The following is a 20873-nucleotide window of genomic DNA, read 5'->3' as shown; positions in this document are numbered from 1 at the left end:
TGAGACTTTGATTATTTAAATATAATAACAATTACTTTGAATATAATCATGATAAAGAAGATTGGACCGTTTGGTGCAGTCTTTTTCTCTTTCCGAAATGCCTGTGAAATATGGTATAATAGAAGAATGGCAAACAAGAATACAAGTAAAACAAGACGGAGACCGTCTAAAGCAGAACTCGAAAGAAAAGAAGCGATTCAACGGATGTTGATTTCGTTAGGAATCGCGATTTTATTGATTTTCGCAGCCTTCAAATTAGGGGCTGCAGGTATCACCCTTTACAATTTAATTCGCTTGCTGGTGGGTAGCTTAGCTTATCTGGCAATATTTGGTATCCTGCTCTACCTCTTCTTTTTCAAGTGGATACGAAAACAGGAAGGACTCTTATCAGGATTTTTCACCATATTTGCTGGCTTGCTCTTGATTTTTGAGGCCTACTTAGTTTGGAAATATGGTTTGGATAAGTCGGTTTTAAAAGGAACCATGGCTCAGATTGTGACGGATTTGACTGGTTTTCGAACGACCAGTTTTGCTGGAGGGGGCTTGATTGGTGTCGCTCTTTATATTCCAACCGCCTTTCTCTTTTCAAATATCGGCACTTACTTTATTGGTTCTATCTTGATTTTAGTGGGTGCCCTCCTAGTCAGTCCTTGGTCTGTTTATGATATTGCTGAATTTTTCAGTAGAGGATTTGCCAAATGGCGAGAAGGGCATGAGCGTCGAAAAGAGGAACGCTTTGTCAAACAAGAAGAAAAAGCTCGTCAAAAGGCTGAGGAAGAGGCTAGATTAGAACAAGAAGCTGCTGAAAAAGCCTTACTCGATTTGCCTCCTGTTGATATGGAAACGGGTGAAATTCTGACAGCAGATGTTGTACTTGACGCTCCACCTTTTCCAGAAGAAGATTGGGTGGAACCAGAAATCATCCTGCCTCAACCAGAGCTTGAATTCCCTGAACAGGAAGATGGCTCTGATGATGAAGATGTACAGGTTGATTTTTCAGCCAAAGAAGCCCTTGAATACAAACTTCCAAGCTTACAACTCTTTGCCCCAGATAAACCAAAAGACCAGTCGAAAGAGAAGAAAATTGTTCGAGAAAATATCAAAATCCTAGAAGAAACCTTTGCTAGCTTTGGTATCAAGGTGACGGTGGAACGGGCCGAAATTGGGCCATCAGTGACCAAGTATGAAGTTAAGCCAGCAGTGGGTGTACGGGTCAACCGCATTTCCAATTTAGCAGATGACCTCGCTCTAGCCTTGGCAGCCAAAGATGTCCGAATCGAAGCACCTATCCCAGGGAAATCTTTAGTGGGAATCGAAGTGCCTAACTCTGAGATCGCGACAGTTTCTTTCCGAGAACTATGGGAACAGTCTCAAACGAAAGCAGAAAATCTCTTGGAAATTCCTTTAGGGAAGGCTGTTAATGGAACCGCAAGAGCTTTTGACCTTTCTAAAATGCCCCACTTGCTAGTCGCAGGTTCAACGGGTTCAGGAAAGTCAGTAGCTGTTAACGGCATTATCGCTAGCATCCTCATGAAGGCGAGACCTGATCAAGTTAAATTTATGATGGTCGATCCTAAGATGGTTGAGTTATCTGTTTACAATGATATTCCCCACCTCTTGATTCCAGTCGTGACCAATCCACGCAAGGCTAGCAAGGCCCTGCAAAAGGTTGTGGATGAAATGGAAAATCGTTATGAACTCTTTGCCAAGGTGGGAGTTCGGAATATTGCAGGTTTTAATGCCAAGGTAGAAGAGTTCAATGCCCAGTCTGAGTACAAGCAGATTCCGCTACCGCTCATTGTCGTGATTGTGGATGAGTTGGCTGACCTCATGATGGTTGCCAGCAAGGAAGTGGAAGACGCTATCATTCGTCTCGGACAGAAGGCACGTGCTGCAGGTATCCACATGATTCTTGCAACTCAGCGTCCATCCGTTGATGTCATCTCTGGTTTGATTAAGGCCAATGTTCCGTCTCGAGTGGCATTTGCGGTTTCATCAGGAACAGACTCCCGTACGATTTTGGATGAAAATGGAGCAGAAAAACTTCTTGGTCGAGGAGACATGCTCTTTAAACCGATTGATGAAAATCATCCAGTTCGTCTGCAAGGATCCTTTATCTCGGATGATGATGTTGAACGCATCGTAAACTTCATCAAGGCTCAGGCTGATGCGGACTATGATGAGAGTTTTGATCCAGGTGAGATTTCTGAACATGAAGGTGAATTTTCAGATGGTGAATCTGGTGGAGATCCGCTTTTTGAAGAAGCCAAAGCTTTAGTCATTGAGACCCAGAAAGCCAGCGCATCCATGATTCAGCGTCGTTTGTCAGTTGGATTTAACCGTGCGACCCGCCTTATGGAAGAACTCGAAATGGCAGGTGTCATCGGTCCAGCTGAAGGTACCAAACCAAGAAAAGTTTTACAACAATAAAAAATAGCTTCTTTCCAAGTTTGGAAGGAGGCTATTTTAGTGATTATTGATTGCTTTTATTTTCTGAAGTTGGAGTAGTGGACTGTTTTTCATTTTCAGTGGCAGGTTTACTTGGAGCAGGTGTAGTAGAGTCCTGAGTTGCTGCTTTCTGCTCTTCTTTTTTCTCTTCCTTGACGCTAGATTTTGGTGCTTCTTCTTGTTGTGTTTTTTCTTGGGTAGTGTTAGTTTCCTTATTGGGACTGGTGTTTTCCTTAGGGACTTCCTTTTGAATTTCTTTGACAATGGTTGTCGTCTGGCTTGTCGTAGGTTCTTTTTTAGTATTTTTGTTATTATCCAAGGCGTTCATAATCGTGATACTAGCGGTAATCAAGCCAAGGATACTAGCGATAGTCGCAACGGTTTTTTGAAAGACTGTAAAGCCTTTTTTGATGTGTTCTGTTTTTGGTTTTGAAGTTCTACGATAATTAGACATACATTCTCTCCTTTGATTAAAATTTATTATACCGCATTTCTTTAAAAAAATCTTAAAAAAAGAGGAATTGCCCTTTCTTGTCGCAGGCTCCGTTTCATGATACAATAGAAGGAGTGATTTTAGAAAGCGTGAGAAAACATGATTTACTTTGATAATTCGGCGACGACCAAGCCCTATCCTGAAGCCCTTGAAACCTATATACAGGTGGCTTCAAAAATTTTAGGAAATCCATCTAGTCTCCATCGTTTGGGAGATCAAGCAACACGAATTTTAGATGCTTCCCGTCAGCAAATTGCAGATTTGATTGGCAAGAAAAGTGATGAAATCTTCTTTACCTCTGGTGGAACAGAAGGGGATAACTGGATTATCAAGGGTGTGGCCTTTGAAAAAGCCCAGTTTGGCAAGCACATCATCGTATCATCCATTGAACATCCGGCAGTCAAAGAGTCAGCCCTCTGGTTGAAAAGTCAAGGTTTTGAAGTGGATTTTGCTCCAGTTGATAACAAAGGATTTGTGGATGTTGAAGTATTAGCAGATTTGATAAGACCTGATACGACCCTCGTTTCCATCATGGCAGTTAACAATGAAATTGGCTCGATTCAACCTATTCAAGCTATTTCAGAACTGTTAGCAGACAAGCCGACTATTTCCTTCCACGTTGATGCGGTTCAGGCACTTGCTAAGATTCCAACTGAAAAGTATCTGACAGAACGAGTGGATTTTGCGACTTTCTCTGGTCACAAGTTCCACGGAGTTCGTGGTGTTGGTTTTGTCTATATCAAGTATGGCAAGAAGATTACGCCTCTTCTTACAGGTGGTGGTCAGGAACGTGATTACCGTTCGACAACTGAAAATGTGGCAGGAATTGCAACGACAGCCAAGGCCCTCCGTTTATCTATGGAAAAGCTAGATATCTTTAGGAGCAAGACTGGGCAGATGAAGTCAGTGATTCGTCAAGCACTTCTGGACTATCCAGATATTTTTGTCTTTTCAGATGAGAAAGACTTTGCCCCTCATATCCTGACTTTTGGAATCAAGGGTGTTCGTGGTGAAGTCATCGTTCACGCCTTTGAAGACTATGATATTTTCATCTCAACGACCTCTGCTTGTTCGTCCAAGGCAGGGCAACCAGCCGGAACCCTGATTGCTATGGGAGTGGACAAGGATAAGGCCCAGTCAGCTGTGCGTCTTAGCCTAGACCTTGAAAATGATATGAGTCAGGTCGAGCAGTTTTTGACCAAGTTAAAATTAATTTACAACCAAACTAGAAAAGTAAGATAGGAGCATTCATGCAGTATTCAGAAATTATGATTCGCTACGGTGAGCTGTCAACCAAGGGTAAAAACCGTATGCGTTTCATCAATAAACTTCGTAATAATATTTCAGACGTTTTGTCTATCTATCCCCAAGTTAAGGTAACAGCAGATCGCGACCGTGCCCATGCTTACCTCAATGGAGCAGATTACACGGCAGTTGCAGAATCTCTCAAACAAGTCTTTGGAATTCAAAACTTTTCCCCTGTTTATAAGGTTGAAAAATCTGTAGAAGTTCTGAAGTCTGCTGTCCAAGAGATTATGCAGGACATCTACAAGGAAGGCATGACCTTTAAGATTTCTAGCAAGCGTAGCGACCACAACTTTGAATTGGATAGTCGTGAACTCAACCAAACACTTGGAGGAGCTGTTTTTGAAGCCATTCCAAATGTGCAAGCTCAAATGAAAAGTCCTGACATCAATCTTCAGGTGGAGATCCGTGAAGAAGCTGCCTATCTTTCTTATGAAACCATTCGTGGGCCTGGTGGTTTGCCAGTTGGAACTTCAGGTAAAGGCATGCTCATGTTGTCGGGAGGGATTGATTCACCTGTAGCTGGTTATCTAGCTTTGAAACGTGGGGTGGATATTGAGGCTGTTCACTTTGCTAGTCCACCATATACTAGTCCCGGTGCCCTTAAAAAAGCCCAAGATTTGACTCGTAAATTGACCAAGTTTGGAGGCAATATCCAGTTTATCGAAGTACCTTTCACAGAGATTCAAGAGGAAATCAAAGCCAAAGCGCCAGAAGCCTACCTTATGACCTTGACCCGTCGTTTTATGATGCGTATTACTGACCGTATTCGTGAGGTACGAAATGGTTTAGTTATCATCAATGGGGAAAGTCTAGGTCAAGTAGCCAGCCAAACCCTTGAAAGTATGCAGGCTATCAATGCTGTTACCAACACTCCCATCATTCGTCCAGTTGTGACCATGGACAAGTTGGAAATCATTGATATTGCACAAGAAATTGATACCTTTGACATTTCAATCCAACCGTTTGAGGACTGCTGTACGATTTTTGCACCTGACCGTCCAAAAACAAATCCTAAGATTAAGAATGCAGAGCAGTATGAAGCACGTATGGATGTTGAAGGTTTAGTTGAGCGAGCAGTGGCTGGAATTATGATTACTGAGATTGCACCTCAAGCTGAAAAAGATGAAGTGGATGACTTGATTGACAATCTGCTCTAATCAGAAAATCCAAAAGAATTTAGAAAATTAAATGAAAAAGTTAGTTTTTAATTCCAAAAATGGAAGCAAAACTAACTTTTTTTCTATAATTGTGATATAATAAAATAAAATTTTGAATATAGAGAGTTTTCTGACAATGAATCAATCCTATTTTTATTTAAAAATGAAAGAACACAAACTCAAGGTTCCTTATACAGGTAAGGAACGCCGTGTACGTGTTCTTCTACCTAAAGATTATGAGAAAGACACGGACCGCTCCTATCCTGTTGTATACTTTCATGACGGGCAAAATGTTTTTTATAGCAAAGAGTCTTTCATTGGACACTCATGGAAGATTATCCCAGCCATCAAACGAAATCCGGATATCAGTCGCATGATTGTCGTTGCTATTGACAATGATGGTATGGGGCGGATGAATGAGTATGCGGCTTGGAAGTTCCAAGAATCTCCTATCCCAGGCCAGCAGTTTGGTGGTAAGGGTGTGGAGTATGCTGAGTTTGTCATGGAGGTGGTCAAGCCTTTTATAGATGAGACCTATCGTACAAAAGCAGACCGCCAGCATACAGCCATGATTGGTTCCTCACTAGGAGGCAATATTACCCAGTTTATCGGTTTGGAATACCAAGACCGAATTGGTTGTCTAGGGGTCTTTTCTTCTGCAAACTGGCTCCACCAAGAAGCTTTTAATCGCTATATCGAGCGCCAGAAACTATCGCCTGACCAGCGTATCTTTATCTATGTGGGAACGGAAGAAGCGGATGATACAGACAAGACCTTGATGGCTGGCAATATCAAACAAGCCTATATCGACTCGTCGCTTCGCTATTACCATGATTTGATAGCAGGGGGAGTACACTTGGGCAATCTTGTTTTGAAAGTTCAGTCTGGTGCCATCCATAGTGAAATCCCTTGGTCAGAAAATCTACCCGATTGTCTGAGATTTTTTGCAGAGAAATGGTAAGTTAGAAAAGGAGAAAGCAAATGCATATTGAAAACCTTAGCCACTGGAGTGGCAATCTTAACCGTGAAATGTACCTTAACCGTTATGGTCATGCTGGGATTCCAGTTGTGGTCTTTGCTTCATCAGGTGGTAGTCACAACGAATACTATGATTTTGGTATGATTGATGCCTGTGCCTCTTTTATCGAGGAAGGCCGTGTCCAGTTCTTTACCCTATCTAGTGTGGATAGTGAGAGCTGGTTGGCTACTTGGAAAAATGCTCATGACCAGGCGGAAATGCACCGTGCCTACGAACGTTATGTGATTGAGGAGGCTATTCCTTTTATCAAGCACAAGACAGGTTGGTTTGATGGCATGATGACGACAGGTTGCTCAATGGGCGCCTACCATGCACTCAATTTCTTCCTTCAGCATCCAGATGTCTTTACCAAGGTGATAGCTCTTAGTGGTGTTTACGACGCACGTTTCTTTGTCGGCGATTACTACAATGACGATGCTATTTACCAAAACTCGCCAGTAGATTATATCTGGAACCAGAACGACGGCTGGTTTATTGATCGTTACCGTCAGGCAGAGATTGTGCTTTGTACGGGTCTTGGTGCCTGGGAACAAGATGGTCTACCATCTTTCTACAAGCTCAAAGAAGCCTTTGACCAGAAACAAATTCCAGCCTGGTTTGCTGAATGGGGACATGATGTCGCCCACGACTGGGAATGGTGGCGCAAACAAATGCCTTATTTCCTCGGCAATTTCTATTTATAAAAGGAGTTACCTATGAATTACCTTGTTATTTCTCCCTACTATCCACAAAACTTTCAACAGTTTACCATCGAACTAGCTAATAAAGGCATCACCGTCTTGGGGATTGGCCAAGAACCATACGAGCAATTGGATGAGCCCTTGCGCAATAGCTTGACCGAGTATTTTCGTGTTGATAATCTTGAGAATATAGATGAAGTCAAACGTGCAGTTGCTTTCCTTTTCTATAAACATGGCCCGATTGACCGCATCGAGTCTCATAATGAATACTGGCTTGAGCTGGATGCAACACTCAGAGAACAATTCAATGTCTTTGGTGCCAAACCAGAGGATCTCAAAAAGACGAAATTTAAGTCTGAAATGAAGAAACTTTTCAAAAAAGCAGGTGTCCCCGTGGTACCTGGAGCTGTTATCAAGACGGAAGCAGATGTAGATCAAGCTGTGAATGAAATTGGCCTTCCAATGATTGCCAAACCTGACAATGGAGTGGGAGCAGCCGCAACCTTTAAGCTCGAGACAGAAGACGATATCAATCACTTCAAGCAAGAATGGGACCATTCGACCGTTTATTTCTTTGAAAAATTTGTCTCTTCCAGCGAAATTTGCACCTTTGATGGTCTTGTGGACAAGGATGGTAAAATTGTCTTCTCAACAACCTTTGATTACGCCTATACACCGCTTGATCTCATGATTTACAAGATGGACAATTCTTATTACGTTCTCAAGGATATGGATCCTAAATTACGTAAATATGGTGAGGCAATTGTCAAGGAATTTGGCATGAAAGAACGGTTCTTCCATATTGAGTTCTTCCGTGAAGGGGATGATTACATTGCCATTGAGTACAATAACCGTCCTGCAGGTGGTTTTACAATTGATGTTTATAACTTTGCTCATTCCTTGGACCTCTATCGTGGCTATGCAGCTATTGTAGCAGGAGAAGAGTTCCCAGCGTCAGAATTTGAACCTCAGTATTGTTTGGCTACTTCTCGCCGTGCAAATGCTCACTATGTTTATTCAGAAGAGGATTTGCTTGACAAATATAGCCAGCAGTTCAAGGTTAAAAAAATCATGCCAGCTGCCTTCGCAGAACTTCAAGGAGATTACCTTTATATGCTGACAACTCCTAGTCGACAAGAAATGGATCAGATGATTAAGGACTTTGGTCAGCGTCAGGCTTAAGAGACTATAGGATTAAGGAAAATGACTTTCTTAATCCTTTTGTTTTTTATAAGAAATAAAACCGCTTTCTTATATAATCTTTCGGAAAAGTAGTTGCTAAAAGATATAAAAATTGATAGAATAAGGATTGTCTAAAAAATTTTAAGGAGAATCTATCAAATGGATTTCACATGGGCAATTAAATATGCCACTGAATTTTTGGGAACTGCTATTTTGATCATTCTTGGAAATGGTGCAGTTGCCAACGTTGAACTTAAAGGTACGAAAGGTCACCAAAGTGGCTGGATCGTTATCGCTGTTGGTTATGGTATGGGGGTTATGATCCCAGCATTAATGTTTGGTAACGTATCTGGAAACCACATCAATCCAGCCTTCACTCTTGGACTTGCAATCAGCGGTCTTTTCCCTTGGGCACAAGTTGCGCCTTATATCATCGCACAAGTTTTGGGTGCTATCTTTGGTCAAGCCTTGGTTGTGGCAACACACTGCCCATACTACTTGAAAACTGAAAATCCAAACAACATCTTGGGTACTTTCTCAACAATTTCAAGTTTGGATAATGGTACAAAAGAATCACGTTTTGCAGCAACTGTTAATGGTTTTGTAAACGAGTTTGTTGGTTCATTTGTTCTTTTCTTCGCAGCCCTTGGTATGACTAAAAACTTCTTTGGTTCTGAAGTGCTTCAATACATGAAACAAATGGCTAGTCAAGCAGGTCAAAATGTTGACTTTTCTGATTTAGCAATCAAAGCCCAAGTAGCACCACATACTGCTTCAGGACTTTCAGTAGCTCACTTGGCACTTGGTTTCCTTGTTATGGCTTTGGTAACATCACTTGGTGGACCTACAGGACCTGCCTTGAACCCAGCCCGTGACTTGGGACCACGTCTCCTTCATGCTTTCCTTCCAAAATCAGTTCTTGGTGAGCACAAAGGCGATTCAAAATGGTGGTACTCTTGGGTACCAGTAGTAGCACCGATTGCAGCAGCAATTGCGGCAGTAGCTATCTTCAAATTCCTTTACCTATAAGAAATTGAAACCGAGGATTTCCTCGGTTTTTTTAGATGAAATTTTACGAAAAATTGGTAAATTTGAGCATAATATCTTGTAAAAAATTCTAAAATCCTATAAAATAAAAAGTGACGGAGGAATTTATGAATGTAAATCAGATTGTACGGATTATTCCTACTTTAAAAGTTAATAATAGAAAATTAAATGAAACATTTTATATTGAAACCCTTGGCATGAAGGCCTTATTAGAAGAGTCAGCCTTTCTGTCACTAGGCGACCAAACAGGTCTTGAAAAGCTGGTTTTAGAAGAAGCTCCAAGTATGCGCACTCGTAAGGTAGAGGGAAGAAAAAAACTAGCTAGATTGATTGTCAAGGTGGAAAATCCCTTAGAAATCGAGGCCTTATTAGCTAAAACAGATTCGATTCATCAATTATATAAAGGTCAAAATGGCTACGCTTTTGAGATTTTTTCACCCGAAGATGATTTGATTTTGATTCATGCGGAAGATGACAGAGCAAGTCTAGTAGAAGTAGGAGAAAAGCCAGAATTTCAAACAGATCTGGAGTCAATTTCTTTAAGTAAATTTGAAATTTCTATGGAATTACATCTCCCAACTGATGTCGAAAGTTTCTTGGGAGTATCTGAAATTGGGGCGTCACTTGATTTTATCCCAGCTCAGGGTCAAGATTTGACTGTGGACAATACGGCTACTTGGGATTTATCTATGCTCAAGTTCTTGGTCAATGAATTAGATATAGCAAGTCTGCGCCAGAAGTTTGAGTCTACTGAATATTTTATTCCTAAGTCTGAAAAATTCTTCCTTGGTAAAGATAGAAATAATGTTGAATTGTGGTTTGAAGAAGTATGAAGTGGACCAAGATTATTAAAAAAATAGAAGAACAAATCGAGGCAGGGATTTATCCCGGAGCCTCTTTTGCATATTTTAAGGACAATCAATGGACGGAGGTCTATTTAGGCCAGAGGGACCCAGAGCATGGCTTGCAGACAGAGGCAGGACTAGTTTATGACCTAGCTAGTGTCAGTAAGGTTGTTGGGGTTGGCACCGTTTTTACTTTTTTGTGGGAAAACGGTCAATTAGATATTGACAGACCAGTAACCGATTTTTTAGCTGAGAGTGATTATCCAGACATCACTATTCGCCAGCTCTTAACTCACGCTACAGATCTTGATCCTTTTATTCCCAATCGTGATCTTTTAACAGCATCTGAATTAAAGGAAGCTATGTTTCATCTCAAGAGACGAAGTCAGCCATCCTTTCTTTATTCGGATGTCCATTTTTTACTTTTGGGCTTTATTTTGGAAAGAATCTTTAATCAAGACTTGGATGTGATTTTACAAGAACAAGTCTGGAAACCTTGGAGAATGACGGAAATCCAATTTGGACCTGTTGAGCGTGCTGTTCCAACAGTCAGAGGTGTGGAGGCAGGAATAGTGCATGATCCCAAGGCTCGCCTCCTGGGCAGACATGCAGGTAGTGCTGGTTTGTTTTCGACTGTAAAGGATTTACAAATCTTTTTAGAACACTATTTAGCAGATGATTTTGCAAGAGATTTGAGTCAAAATTTTTCTCCTTTGGATGACAAGGAACGTTCTTTGGCATGGAATTTGGAGGGAGATTGGCTAGACCATACGGGCTATACAGGTACCTTTATCATGTGGAATCGTCAGAAGCAAGAAGCGGCTATTTTCCTATCGAATCGTACCTATGAAAAGGATGAGAGGGCTCAATGGATTGTAGACCGCAATCAAGTAATGGACTTGATTCGCAAAGAAGAGTAAGGAGAGACATGTCAAACAGTTTAAAAGGGACTTTATTAACAGTTGTGGCTGGTATTGCTTGGGGCTTGTCAGGAACGAGTGGCCAATATCTGATGGCACACGGAATTTCAGCTCTGGTCTTGACCAACTTGCGCCTTTTAATCGCTGGTGGGATTCTCGTGCTCTTGGCTTATGCTACTGCAAAGGATAAAATGCTGGCCTTTTTAAAGGATAGAAAAAGTTTGCTGTCTCTTCTTATTTTTGCTCTAATTGGTCTCTTCCTCAACCAATTCGCCTATCTAACTGCTATTCAGGAGACCAATGCAGGAACAGCGACTGTGCTTCAGTATGTTTGTCCTGTTGGGATTTTGATTTATAGCTGTATCAAGGATAAGGTGGCGCCGACGCTGGGAGAGATAGTTTCCATCATATTAGCCATCGGAGGAACCTTCCTGATCGCAACTCATGGGCAGTTGGACCAGTTATCCATGACACCTGCAGGCCTGTTCTGGGGTCTATTTTCTGCTCTGACTTACGCCCTTTATATCATTTTGCCCATATCTTTGATTAAGAAGTGGGGGAGCAGTTTGGTCATTGGTGTGGGAATGGTCATAGCAGGTTTTGTCGCCCTTCCTTTTACAGGGGTTCTACAGGCCAATATACCGACTAGTCTTGATTTTCTCCTTGCGTTTTCAGGCATTATCCTTATCGGGACTGTCTTTGCCTATACAGCTTTCCTTAAAGGAGCCAGTCTGATTGGACCGGTCAAGTCAAGCTTGTTGGCTTCAATTGAGCCAATTTCGGCGGTTTTCTTTGCCTTCCTAATTATGAATGAACAATTTTATCCCATTGATTTTCTTGGCATGGCAATGATTTTAATTGCAGTAACTCTGATTTCGTTGAAAGATTTACTCTTAGAAAAATAAAAAGACTCTTTGTCCGTGACAGAGAGTTTTTGCATAGTATTTTATACTCAATGAAAATCAAAGAGCAAACTAGGAAACTAGCCNNATTTTCGAAGAGTATTAATTATTTTCAAGATAAAATTCAAAGCGTTCGCCTACATATTGACTTTTTACGTATTCAAAAGCAGTTCCATCTTCTAGGTAGGAAACCTGAGTCAGCCCAAGAATAGCATGTCCTTTTTCAACTTCTAAATAGTGAGCGATTTTTTCCTTAGCGAGGCGAGCATAGATGGTCTGCTGTGATTTGCCGATACGGTATCCATATTTTTGCAGTGTTTGGAAGAAATGACTGGTGATTTCTTCTTTTTTAAAGTTCTTAATGAATTTTTCAGGAATAGAAGCAACTTCATAAACCAGAGGAACATTGTCGGCATAGCGAACACGTTCCATTCGGATAATATTCTCCGTTGGAGAAATTCCTAGCTTGGCAACTTCCTGCTCATTGGGAATGGTTTTTCTGTAAGAAATGAGCTGGCTAGAGGGAACTTTACCTTGGGACTTAACAATTTCAGTAAAACTGGTTGTCCCTCGCATCTTTTCTTGTACACGTGTACTGGATACAAAGGTGCCACTTCCTACACGGCGCTCTAAGACGCCTTCTTCAACTAATAGAGATACGGCTTGGCGGAGGGTCATGCGACTGACCGCAAACTGCTCTGCTAAGTCTCGTTCACTGGGAAGTCTTTCACCAATGGACCAACGGTGCTCGTCAATATCCTTTTTAATCTGATCGTGGATTTTCATATAAGCTGGTAGCATGTTTTCACTTCATTTCTATCTTTTCTCTATTGTACCCTAATAAACTAGAAAAAGTCAAACTTCGCCTTGTTTAGTTGGTAATTCGCCCTTATTTGTGATAGAATATTGAAAAAGATATTTCTTTTGAGAAAGGAAAAAGATGAGCAACATTTCAACTGATTTGCAAGATGTAGAAAAAATCATCGTACTGGACTATGGTAGCCAATACAACCAGCTGATTTCACGCCGTATCCGTGAGATTGGTGTTTTTTCAGAACTAAAGAGCCATAAAATTTCAGCTGCTGAAGTTCGTGAAATCAATCCTGTAGGAATCATCCTTTCAGGTGGTCCAAACTCTGTATACGAAGATGGTTCATTCGATATTGACCCAGAAATCTTCGAACTTGGCATTCCTATTTTGGGAATTTGTTACGGTATGCAGTTATTGACCCATAAACTTGGAGGAAAAGTTGTCCCTGCAGGTGACGCTGGAAATCGTGAATACGGTCAATCAACCCTAACTCACACACCATCAGCTCTTTTTGAATCAACACCTGATGAACAGACTGTTTTGATGAGCCATGGTGATGCGGTTACTGAGATTCCTGCTGACTTTGTTCGTACTGGAACATCAGCTGACTGCCCTTATGCAGCCATTGAAAACCCAGATAAACACATTTACGGTATCCAATTCCACCCTGAAGTTCGCCATTCTGTATACGGAAATGATATCCTTCGTAACTTTGCCCTTAACATTTGTAAGGCTAAAGGCGATTGGTCAATGGATAACTTCATTGATATGCAGATCCAAAAAATTCGTGAAACCGTCGGTGATAAACGTGTCCTTCTTGGACTTTCAGGTGGTGTTGACTCCTCAGTTGTTGGAGTTCTTCTCCAAAAAGCGATTGGCGATCAATTGATCTGTATCTTCGTGGATCACGGTCTTCTTCGTAAAGGAGAAGCGGATCAAGTTATGGACATGCTTGGTGGTAAGTTTGGTTTGAATATTGTCAAAGCAGACGCAGCTAAACGCTTCCTTGACAAACTTGCTGGCGTTTCTGACCCTGAACAAAAACGTAAAATCATCGGTAACGAGTTTGTCTATGTCTTTGATGACGAAGCAAGCAAGCTCAAAGATGTGAAATTCCTTGCTCAAGGTACCTTATATACAGACGTTATCGAGTCTGGTACGGATACAGCTCAAACCATCAAGTCACACCACAACGTTGGTGGTCTTCCAGAAGACATGCAGTTTGAACTCATCGAACCACTCAACACTCTTTATAAAGACGAAGTTCGTGCACTTGGTACAGAGCTTGGTATGCCAGACCATATCGTATGGCGCCAACCATTCCCAGGACCAGGTCTTGCTATCCGTGTCATGGGTGAAATCACTGAAGAGAAACTGGAAACAGTTCGTGAGTCAGACGCTATCCTGCGTGAGGAAATTGCTAAAGCTGGCCTTGACCGTGATATCTGGCAATACTTCACAGTTAACACAGGCGTTCGTTCAGTCGGTGTTATGGGTGATGGTCGTACATATGACTACACGATTGCAATCCGTGCCATCACCTCTATTGATGGTATGACTGCTGACTTTGCCAAAATTCCTTGGGAAGTCCTTCAAAAAATCTCAGTACGTATCGTAAATGAAGTGGATCATGTGAACCGTATCGTCTATGATATTACAAGTAAACCACCTGCAACAGTTGAATGGGAGTAGTCATCTAAGGACTAATTTATGTAGTTTAATGAGCCAGTATCTTTGGGTACTGGTTTTTACTTTTCTAGACTTTTTGGCTACTTGTTAAAATTGGGTTAATTTTCGACAGTTTATCAGTCATTATGCAAAGCATATACTCAATGAAAATCAAAGAGCAAATTAGGAAGATAGCCGCAGGTTGCTCAAAACAGTGTTTTGAGGTTGCAGATGGAAGCTGACGTGGTTTGAAGAGATTTTCGAAGAGTATTAAAAGATTAGAATTGTCAAAACAATCCGTCTAGGCTTGATTTTATCCTTTATTTACTATAAAATGAGAAGGAAAAATGTCAAACTTTTATATTGCAAATAGGAGAAATCATGACAAAAACATTAAAACGTCCTGAGGTTTTATCACCTGCAGGGACTTTAGAGAAGCTAAAAGTAGCTGTTCAGTATGGGGCAGATGCTGTCTTTATCGGTGGTCAGGCCTATGGTCTTCGTAGCCGTGCAGGTAACTTTACCTTTGAACAGATGGAAGAAGGCGTGCAGTTTGCGGCTAAGTATGGAGCTAAGGTCTATGTAGCTGCCAACATGGTGATGCACGAAGGAAATGAAGCTGGTGCTGGTGAGTGCTTCCGTAAACTGCGTGATATCGGGATTGCAGCAGTTATCGTATCTGACCCAGCCTTGATTATGATTGCAGCGACAGAAGCGCCTGGTCTTGAAATCCATCTCTCTACCCAAGCAAGTGCCACTAACTATGAAACCCTTGAGTTCTGGAAAGAGCTAGGCTTAACACGTGTCGTTTTGGCGCGTGAGGTTTCAATGGAAGAATTAGCAGAGATTCGCAAACGCACAGATGTTGAGATTGAAGCCTTTGTACACGGAGCCATGTGTATTTCTTACTCTGGTCGTTGTACTCTTTCAAACCACATGAGTATGCGTGATGCTAACCGTGGTGGTTGCTCTCAGTCATGCCGTTGGAAATACGACCTTTACGATATGCCATTTGGGAAAGAACGTAAGAGTTTGAAGGGTGAGATTCCAGAAGAATTTTCAATGTCAGCCGTTGATATGTCTATGATTGACCATATCCCAGATATGATTGAAAATGGTGTGGACAGTCTAAAAATCGAAGGACGTATGAAGTCTATTCACTACGTATCAACAGTAACCAACTGCTACAAGGCGGCTGTGGATGCCTATCTTGAAAGTCCTGAAAAGTTTGAAGCTATCAAACAAGACTTGGTGGACGAGATGTGGAAGGTTGCCCAACGTGAATTGGCAACAGGTTTCTACTATGGTACACCATCTGAAAATGAGCAGTTGTTTGGTGCTCGTCGTAAAATTCCTGAGTATAAGTTTGTCGCTGAGGTAGTTTCTTATGATGAGGCGACACAAACAGCAACTATTCGTCAACGGAACGTGATTAACGAAGGCGACCAAGTTGAGTTTTATGGTCCAGGTTTCCGTCATTTTGAAACTTATATCGAAGATTTACATGATGCCAAAGGCAATAAAATCGACCGCGCTCCAAATCCAATGGAACTATTGACTATTAAAGTCCCACAACCTGTTCAAGCTGGAGACATGGTTCGAGCTCTCAAAGAAGGTCTTATCAATCTTTATAAGGAAGATGGAACCAGTGTCACAGTTCGTGCTTAATAAACATAAAATAAGAACTACTAACAGTAGGTTGACCTTAATCCGAGATTCTCCTCTCGGATTTTGTGTTGCTTTCATTAAATTTACAGGTAAGACTTGCTAGCTTCAGTAAATATACACAAGTTTTTCAGAATAGAGTGAAATCCGAAAGAAAATGGAAATAATTTTTATTAAACGCTTCCAATAGCGGTTAAAAGTTGACAAATTTAAATTTTAGGACTACACTAAGTAAGTAAATTTTATTTTAAAGGAGAATTCGTTATGAATTTAACATTTTTAGGCTTATGTATTGCCTGTATGGGCGTATCTGTCGGTGAAGGTTTATTGATGAATGGACTGTTTAAATCAGTAGCACGCCAACCAGATATGCTTTCTGAGTTTCGTAGTTTGATGTTTTTAGGTGTTGCCTTTATTGAAGGAACTTTCTTTGTAACTCTTGTCTTCTCATTTATTATCAAATAAATACATGGAACGAGAAGAAAAGGGAGGATTTTAGATGGAAGAAAGTATTAATCCAATCATCTCTATTGGTCCTGTTATCTTCAATCTGACTATGTTAGCCATGACCTTGTTGATTGTGGGAGTTATTTTTGTCTTTATTTATTGGGCAAGCCGCAATATGACCTTGAAACCCAAAGGAAAGCAAAATGTACTTGAGTATGTCTATGACTTTGTTATTGGATTTACAGAACCTAACATTGGTTCGCGCTACATGAAAGATTACTCACTCTTTTTCCTTTGTTTATTTCTTTTCATGGTGATTGCCAATAACCTTGGCTTAATGACAAAGCTTCAAACGATCGATGGGACTAACTGGTGGAGTTCGCCAACCGCTAATTTACAGTATGACTTAACCTTATCTTTTCTTGTCATTTTGTTGACACATATAGAAAGCGTTCGTCGTCGTGGATTTAAAAAAAGTATAAAATCTTTTATGAGTCCTGTTTTTGTCATACCGATGAATATCTTGGAAGAATTTACAAACTTCTTATCTTTGGCTTTGCGGATTTTTGGGAATATCTTTGCAGGAGAGGTCATGACGAGTTTGTTACTTCTTCTTTCCCACCAAGCTATTTATTGGTATCCAGTAGCCTTTGGAGCTAATTTGGCTTGGACTGCATTTTCTGTCTTTATTTCCTGCATCCAAGCTTATGTCTTTACTCTTTTGACATCTGTGTATTTAGGGAATAAGATTAATATTGAAGAGGAATAGAAAGGAGTAACTGATGCACGTAACAGTAGGTGAATTGATTGGTAATTTTATTTTAATCACTGGCTCTTTTATTCTTTTGCTAGTCTTGATTAAAAAATTTGCATGGTCTAATATTACAGGCATTTTCGAAGAAAGAGCTGAAAAAATTGCTACTGATATTGACAGTGCTGAAGAAGCCCGTCAAAAAGCAGAAGTATTGGCTCAAAAACGCGAAGATGAATTGGCTGGTAGCCGTAAAGAAGCCAAGGCAATCATTGAGAATGCGAAAGCAACAGCTGAGAAAAGTAAGGCTAGTATTTTAGTAGATGCTAAACTAGAAGCAGGACGCTTAAAAGAAAAAGCAAACCAAGAAATTGCTCAAAACAAAGCTGAAGCTTTACAAAGCGTTAAGGGTGAGGTAGCAGATTTGACCATCAGCCTAGCTGGTAAAATCATCTCACAAAACCTTGACGGTCATGCCCATAAAGAACTCATTGATCAGTATATCGATCAGCTAGGAGAAGCTTAATGGACAAGAAAACAGTAAAGGTAATTGAAAAATACAGCATGCCTTTTGTCCAATTGGTACTTGAAAAAGGAGAAGAAGCCCGTATCTTTTCAGACTTGACTCAAATCAAGCAAGTTGCTGAAGAAACAGGTTTACCTTCTTTTTTAAAAAAAGTGACAGTAGATGAGTCTGACAAGAAAAAAACGATTGCTTTTTTCCAAGACTCTGTGTCACCTTTATTACAAAACTTTATCCAGGTTCTGGTCTACAATCACAGAGCAAATCTTTTTTATGATGTGCTTGTAGATTGCTTGGACCGACTTGAAAAAGAAACAAATCGATTTGAAGTGACGATTACGTCAGCTCATCCTTTAACAGATGAACAAAAGAGTCGTTTGCTCCCTTTGATTGAGAAGAAAATGTCTCTGAAAGTAAGGAGTGTAAAAGAAGAAATCGATGAAAGTCTCATTGGTGGTTTTGTTATTTTTGCCAATCACAAGACAATTGATGTGAGTATTAAACAACAACTTAAAGTTGTTAAAGAAAATTTGAAATAGAAAGTGGTGTTCTTTTGGCAATTAACGCACAAGAAATCAGCGCTTTAATTAAGCAACAAATTGAAAATTTCAAACCCAATTTTGATGTGACTGAAACAGGTGTTGTAACCTATATCGGGGACGGTATCGCGCGTGCTCATGGCCTTGACAATGCCATGAGTGGAGAGTTGTTGATCTTTGAAAACGGCTCTTATGGTATGGCTCAAAACTTGGAGTCAACAGACGTTGGTATTATCATCCTAGGTGACTTTACAGATATTCGTGAAGGCGATACAATCCGCCGTACAGGTAAAATCATGGAAGTCCCAGTAGGTGAAAGTCTGATTGGTCGTGTTGTGGATCCGCTTGGTCGTCCGGTTGACGGTCTGGGAGAAATCCACACTGATAAAACTCGTCCAGTAGAAGCGCCAGCTCCTGGTGTCATGCAACGTAAGTCAGTCTCAGAACCATTGCAAACTGGTTTGAAAGCTATTGACGCCCTTGTACCGATTGGTCGTGGTCAACGTGAGTTGATTATCGGTGACCGTCAGACAGGGAAAACAACCATTGCGATTGATACAATCTTGAACCAAAAAGATCAAGATATGATCTGTATCTATGTCGCAATTGGACAAAAAGAATCAACAGTTCGTACGCAAGTAGAAACACTTCGTCAGTACGGTGCCTTGGACTACACAATCGTTGTGACAGCCTCTGCTTCACAACCATCTCCATTGCTCTTCCTAGCTCCTTATACTGGGGTTGCCATGGCGGAAGAATTTATGTACCAAGGGAAGCATGTTTTGATTGTATACGATGATCTATCAAAACAAGCGGTAGCTTATCGTGAACTGTCACTCTTGCTTCGTCGTCCTCCAGGTCGTGAAGCCTTTCCAGGGGATGTTTTCTACCTTCACAGCCGTTTGCTTGAGCGCTCAGCTAAAGTTTCTGATGAACTTGGTGGTGGATCAATTACAGCCCTACCATTTATCGAGACACAAGCAGGAGATATCTCTGCCTATATCGCAACCAACGTGATTTCTATCACTGATGGACAAATCTTCCTTGGTGATGGTCTCTTCAATGCGGGTATTCGTCCAGCCATCGATGCGGGTTCATCTGTATCGCGTGTAGGTGGTTCTGCACAAATCAAAGCCATGAAGAAGGTTGCTGGTACACTTCGTATCGACCTTGCTTCATACCGTGAGTTGGAAGCTTTCACTAAGTTTGGTTCTGACTTGGACGCAGCAACACAGGCTAAGTTGAACCGTGGACGTCGTACCGTTGAGGTCTTGAAACAACCTGTTCACAAACCCTTACCTGTTGAGAAACAAGTAACCATTCTCTATGCTTTGACACATGGTTTCTTGGATACTGTTCCAGTAGATGATATTGTTCGTTTCGAGGAAGAGTTCCATGCCTTCTTTGACGCTCAACATCCAGATATTTTGGAAACCATTCGTGATACAAAAGACTTGCCAGAAGAAGCAGTCTTGGATGCTGCGATTACAGAGTTTCTCAATCAAACCAGCTTCCAATAAGAATAGAGGTGTCAGATGGCAGTATCTCTAAATGATATTAAAACAAAAATCGCCTCAACAAAAAATACGAGTCAAATCACTAATGCCATGCAAATGGTATCGGCTGCTAAGCTAGGTCGCTCTGAAGAAGCAGCTCGCAACTTCCAAGTTTATGCTCAGAAGGTTCGCAAACTTTTGACAGATATTCTTCATGGTAATGGAGCTGGTGGTTCAACTAATCCCATGTTGATTAGCCGTCCTGTGAAGAAGACAGGCTATATCGTCATCACTTCAGACCGCGGTTTGGTTGGAGGTTATAATTCCTCTATTCTGAAAGCCGTTATGGAGTTGAAAGAAGAATACCACCCAGACGGTACAGGTTTTGAAATGATCTGTATTGGTGGAATGGGAGCTGATTTCTTTAAGGCTCGTGGTATTCAACCACTTTATGAACTACGTGGCTTGGCAGACCAACCTAGCTTTGATCAAGTTCGTAAGATTATTTCAAAAACTGTTGAAATGTACCAAAATGAACTTTTTGATGAGCTTTATGTCTGCTACAACCACCATGTCAACACGCTAACCAGTCAAATGCGTGTGGAACAAATGCTTCCGATTGTTGACTTGGATCCCAATGAAGCGGATGAAGACTACAGCTTGACTTTTGAATTGGAAACCAGCCGAGAAGAAATTTTGGAGCAGTTGTTGCCTCAGTTTGCAGAAAGTATGATTTACGGTGCTATTATTGATGCCAAGACAGCTGAAAATGCTGCCGGTATGACAGCCATGCAAACAGCGACAGATAATGCTAAGAAAGTCATCAATGATTTGACAATTCAGTATAACCGTGCCAGACAGGCGGCGATTACACAAGAAATTACAGAAATCGTAGCAGGAGCTAGTGCCTTAGAATAGGCTCTAGTCCAGCTCGTATGAAAATGAACTTAGG

General features: G+C 41.1%; 20 protein-coding genes. 18 read left to right on the top strand and 2 right to left on the bottom strand.

The features are described from left to right. Positions 1 to 126: 126 nt before the first annotated feature. Entirely contained in the window at positions 127 to 2430 is a 2304-nt protein-coding gene (locus tag HT732_RS00210; RefSeq protein WP_345890495.1) for a DNA translocase FtsK, read from the top strand. Positions 2431 to 2473: 43 nt separating this feature from the next. Here HT732_RS00210 and HT732_RS00205 read toward each other — a convergent pair whose 3' ends face one another. After that, entirely contained in the window at positions 2474 to 2902 is a 429-nt protein-coding gene (locus tag HT732_RS00205; protein WP_173253588.1) for a DUF6556 family protein, read from the bottom strand. A gap of 138 nt (positions 2903 to 3040) precedes the next feature. Between HT732_RS00205 and HT732_RS00200 the strand changes: the two genes are divergently transcribed. From HT732_RS00200 to HT732_RS00160, 9 genes are all read left to right on the top strand, one after another. Then, positions 3041 to 4183 (top strand): cysteine desulfurase family protein, encoded by a 1143-nt coding sequence (locus HT732_RS00200; RefSeq protein WP_173253587.1) that lies wholly within the window; start codon positions 3041 to 3043, stop codon positions 4181 to 4183. An 8-nt stretch (positions 4184 to 4191) separates the two neighbouring features. Further along, positions 4192 to 5406, top strand: a complete 1215-nt coding sequence (gene thiI / locus HT732_RS00195; RefSeq protein WP_173253586.1) for a tRNA uracil 4-sulfurtransferase ThiI — start codon at positions 4192 to 4194, stop codon at positions 5404 to 5406. 136 nt (positions 5407 to 5542) lie between these two features. Next, positions 5543 to 6367, top strand: coding sequence for an alpha/beta hydrolase (locus tag HT732_RS00190; RefSeq protein ID WP_173253585.1), 825 nt, complete (start codon positions 5543 to 5545; stop codon positions 6365 to 6367). Positions 6368 to 6387: 20 nt separating this feature from the next. Continuing rightward, positions 6388 to 7128, top strand: a complete 741-nt coding sequence (locus HT732_RS00185) for an esterase family protein (protein ID WP_173253584.1) — start codon at positions 6388 to 6390, stop codon at positions 7126 to 7128. 12 nt (positions 7129 to 7140) lie between these two features. Beyond that, the gene (locus HT732_RS00180; protein ID WP_173253583.1) at positions 7141 to 8307 is read left to right on the top strand and encodes an ATP-grasp domain-containing protein; all 1167 of its coding nucleotides are present in this window, start codon (positions 7141 to 7143) and stop codon (positions 8305 to 8307) included. 159 nt (positions 8308 to 8466) lie between these two features. After that, positions 8467 to 9336 (top strand): aquaglyceroporin Gla, encoded by an 870-nt coding sequence (gene gla, locus HT732_RS00175; protein WP_173253582.1) that lies wholly within the window; start codon positions 8467 to 8469, stop codon positions 9334 to 9336. Between the two features lie 125 nt (positions 9337 to 9461). Beyond that, positions 9462 to 10187, top strand: a complete 726-nt coding sequence (locus HT732_RS00170; protein ID WP_173253581.1) for a CppA family protein — start codon at positions 9462 to 9464, stop codon at positions 10185 to 10187. Next, positions 10184 to 11119, top strand: coding sequence for a serine hydrolase domain-containing protein (locus tag HT732_RS00165; protein ID WP_173253580.1), 936 nt, complete (start codon positions 10184 to 10186; stop codon positions 11117 to 11119). The genes HT732_RS00170 and HT732_RS00165 overlap by 4 nt, the downstream gene beginning before the upstream one ends. A gap of 8 nt (positions 11120 to 11127) precedes the next feature. Further along, the gene (locus tag HT732_RS00160) at positions 11128 to 12024 is read left to right on the top strand and encodes a DMT family transporter (protein WP_173253579.1); all 897 of its coding nucleotides are present in this window, start codon (positions 11128 to 11130) and stop codon (positions 12022 to 12024) included. Between the two features lie 99 nt (positions 12025 to 12123). On the opposite strand, the gene HT732_RS00155 is transcribed toward HT732_RS00160, so the two are convergent. Further along, entirely contained in the window at positions 12124 to 12822 is a 699-nt protein-coding gene (locus tag HT732_RS00155) for a GntR family transcriptional regulator (RefSeq protein WP_173253578.1), read from the bottom strand. Between the two features lie 139 nt (positions 12823 to 12961). Between HT732_RS00155 and guaA the strand changes: the two genes are divergently transcribed. From guaA to HT732_RS00115, 8 genes are all read left to right on the top strand, one after another. Continuing rightward, positions 12962 to 14524 carry a glutamine-hydrolyzing GMP synthase gene (gene guaA, locus HT732_RS00150; protein ID WP_000065712.1) on the top strand — a complete coding sequence of 521 codons (1563 nt, stop codon included), beginning with the start codon at positions 12962 to 12964 and terminating at the stop codon, positions 14522 to 14524. Between the two features lie 357 nt (positions 14525 to 14881). Next, positions 14882 to 16168: a U32 family peptidase gene (locus tag HT732_RS00145; protein WP_173253577.1), complete on the top strand. Its 1287-nt coding sequence runs from the start codon at positions 14882 to 14884 to the stop codon at positions 16166 to 16168. Between the two features lie 261 nt (positions 16169 to 16429). Further along, a complete protein-coding gene (locus HT732_RS00140; RefSeq protein WP_001054562.1) occupies positions 16430 to 16630 on the top strand; it encodes a F0F1 ATP synthase subunit C in 201 nt (66 codons plus the stop codon). Positions 16631 to 16664: 34 nt separating this feature from the next. Next, positions 16665 to 17381: a F0F1 ATP synthase subunit A gene (atpB, locus tag HT732_RS00135; RefSeq protein WP_000392851.1), complete on the top strand. Its 717-nt coding sequence runs from the start codon at positions 16665 to 16667 to the stop codon at positions 17379 to 17381. Positions 17382 to 17394: 13 nt separating this feature from the next. Next, a complete protein-coding gene (atpF, locus tag HT732_RS00130) occupies positions 17395 to 17889 on the top strand; it encodes a F0F1 ATP synthase subunit B (protein ID WP_112444247.1) in 495 nt (164 codons plus the stop codon). After that, positions 17889 to 18425: a F0F1 ATP synthase subunit delta gene (locus tag HT732_RS00125; RefSeq protein ID WP_173253576.1), complete on the top strand. Its 537-nt coding sequence runs from the start codon at positions 17889 to 17891 to the stop codon at positions 18423 to 18425. The genes atpF and HT732_RS00125 overlap by 1 nt, the downstream gene beginning before the upstream one ends. Before the next feature lie 14 nt (positions 18426 to 18439). Next, positions 18440 to 19945 carry a F0F1 ATP synthase subunit alpha gene (gene atpA, locus HT732_RS00120; protein ID WP_173253575.1) on the top strand — a complete coding sequence of 502 codons (1506 nt, stop codon included), beginning with the start codon at positions 18440 to 18442 and terminating at the stop codon, positions 19943 to 19945. A gap of 15 nt (positions 19946 to 19960) precedes the next feature. After that, a complete protein-coding gene (locus tag HT732_RS00115; RefSeq protein ID WP_000301222.1) occupies positions 19961 to 20839 on the top strand; it encodes a F0F1 ATP synthase subunit gamma in 879 nt (292 codons plus the stop codon). The last annotated feature ends 34 nt before the right edge of the window (positions 20840 to 20873 follow it).

Origin of the sequence: Streptococcus sp. 5346 (genome assembly GCF_013277455.1) — a bacterium.
In the GTDB taxonomy this organism is placed as follows: domain Bacteria; phylum Bacillota; class Bacilli; order Lactobacillales; family Streptococcaceae; genus Streptococcus.
This window is presented reverse-complemented; position numbering and strand designations above follow the sequence as displayed.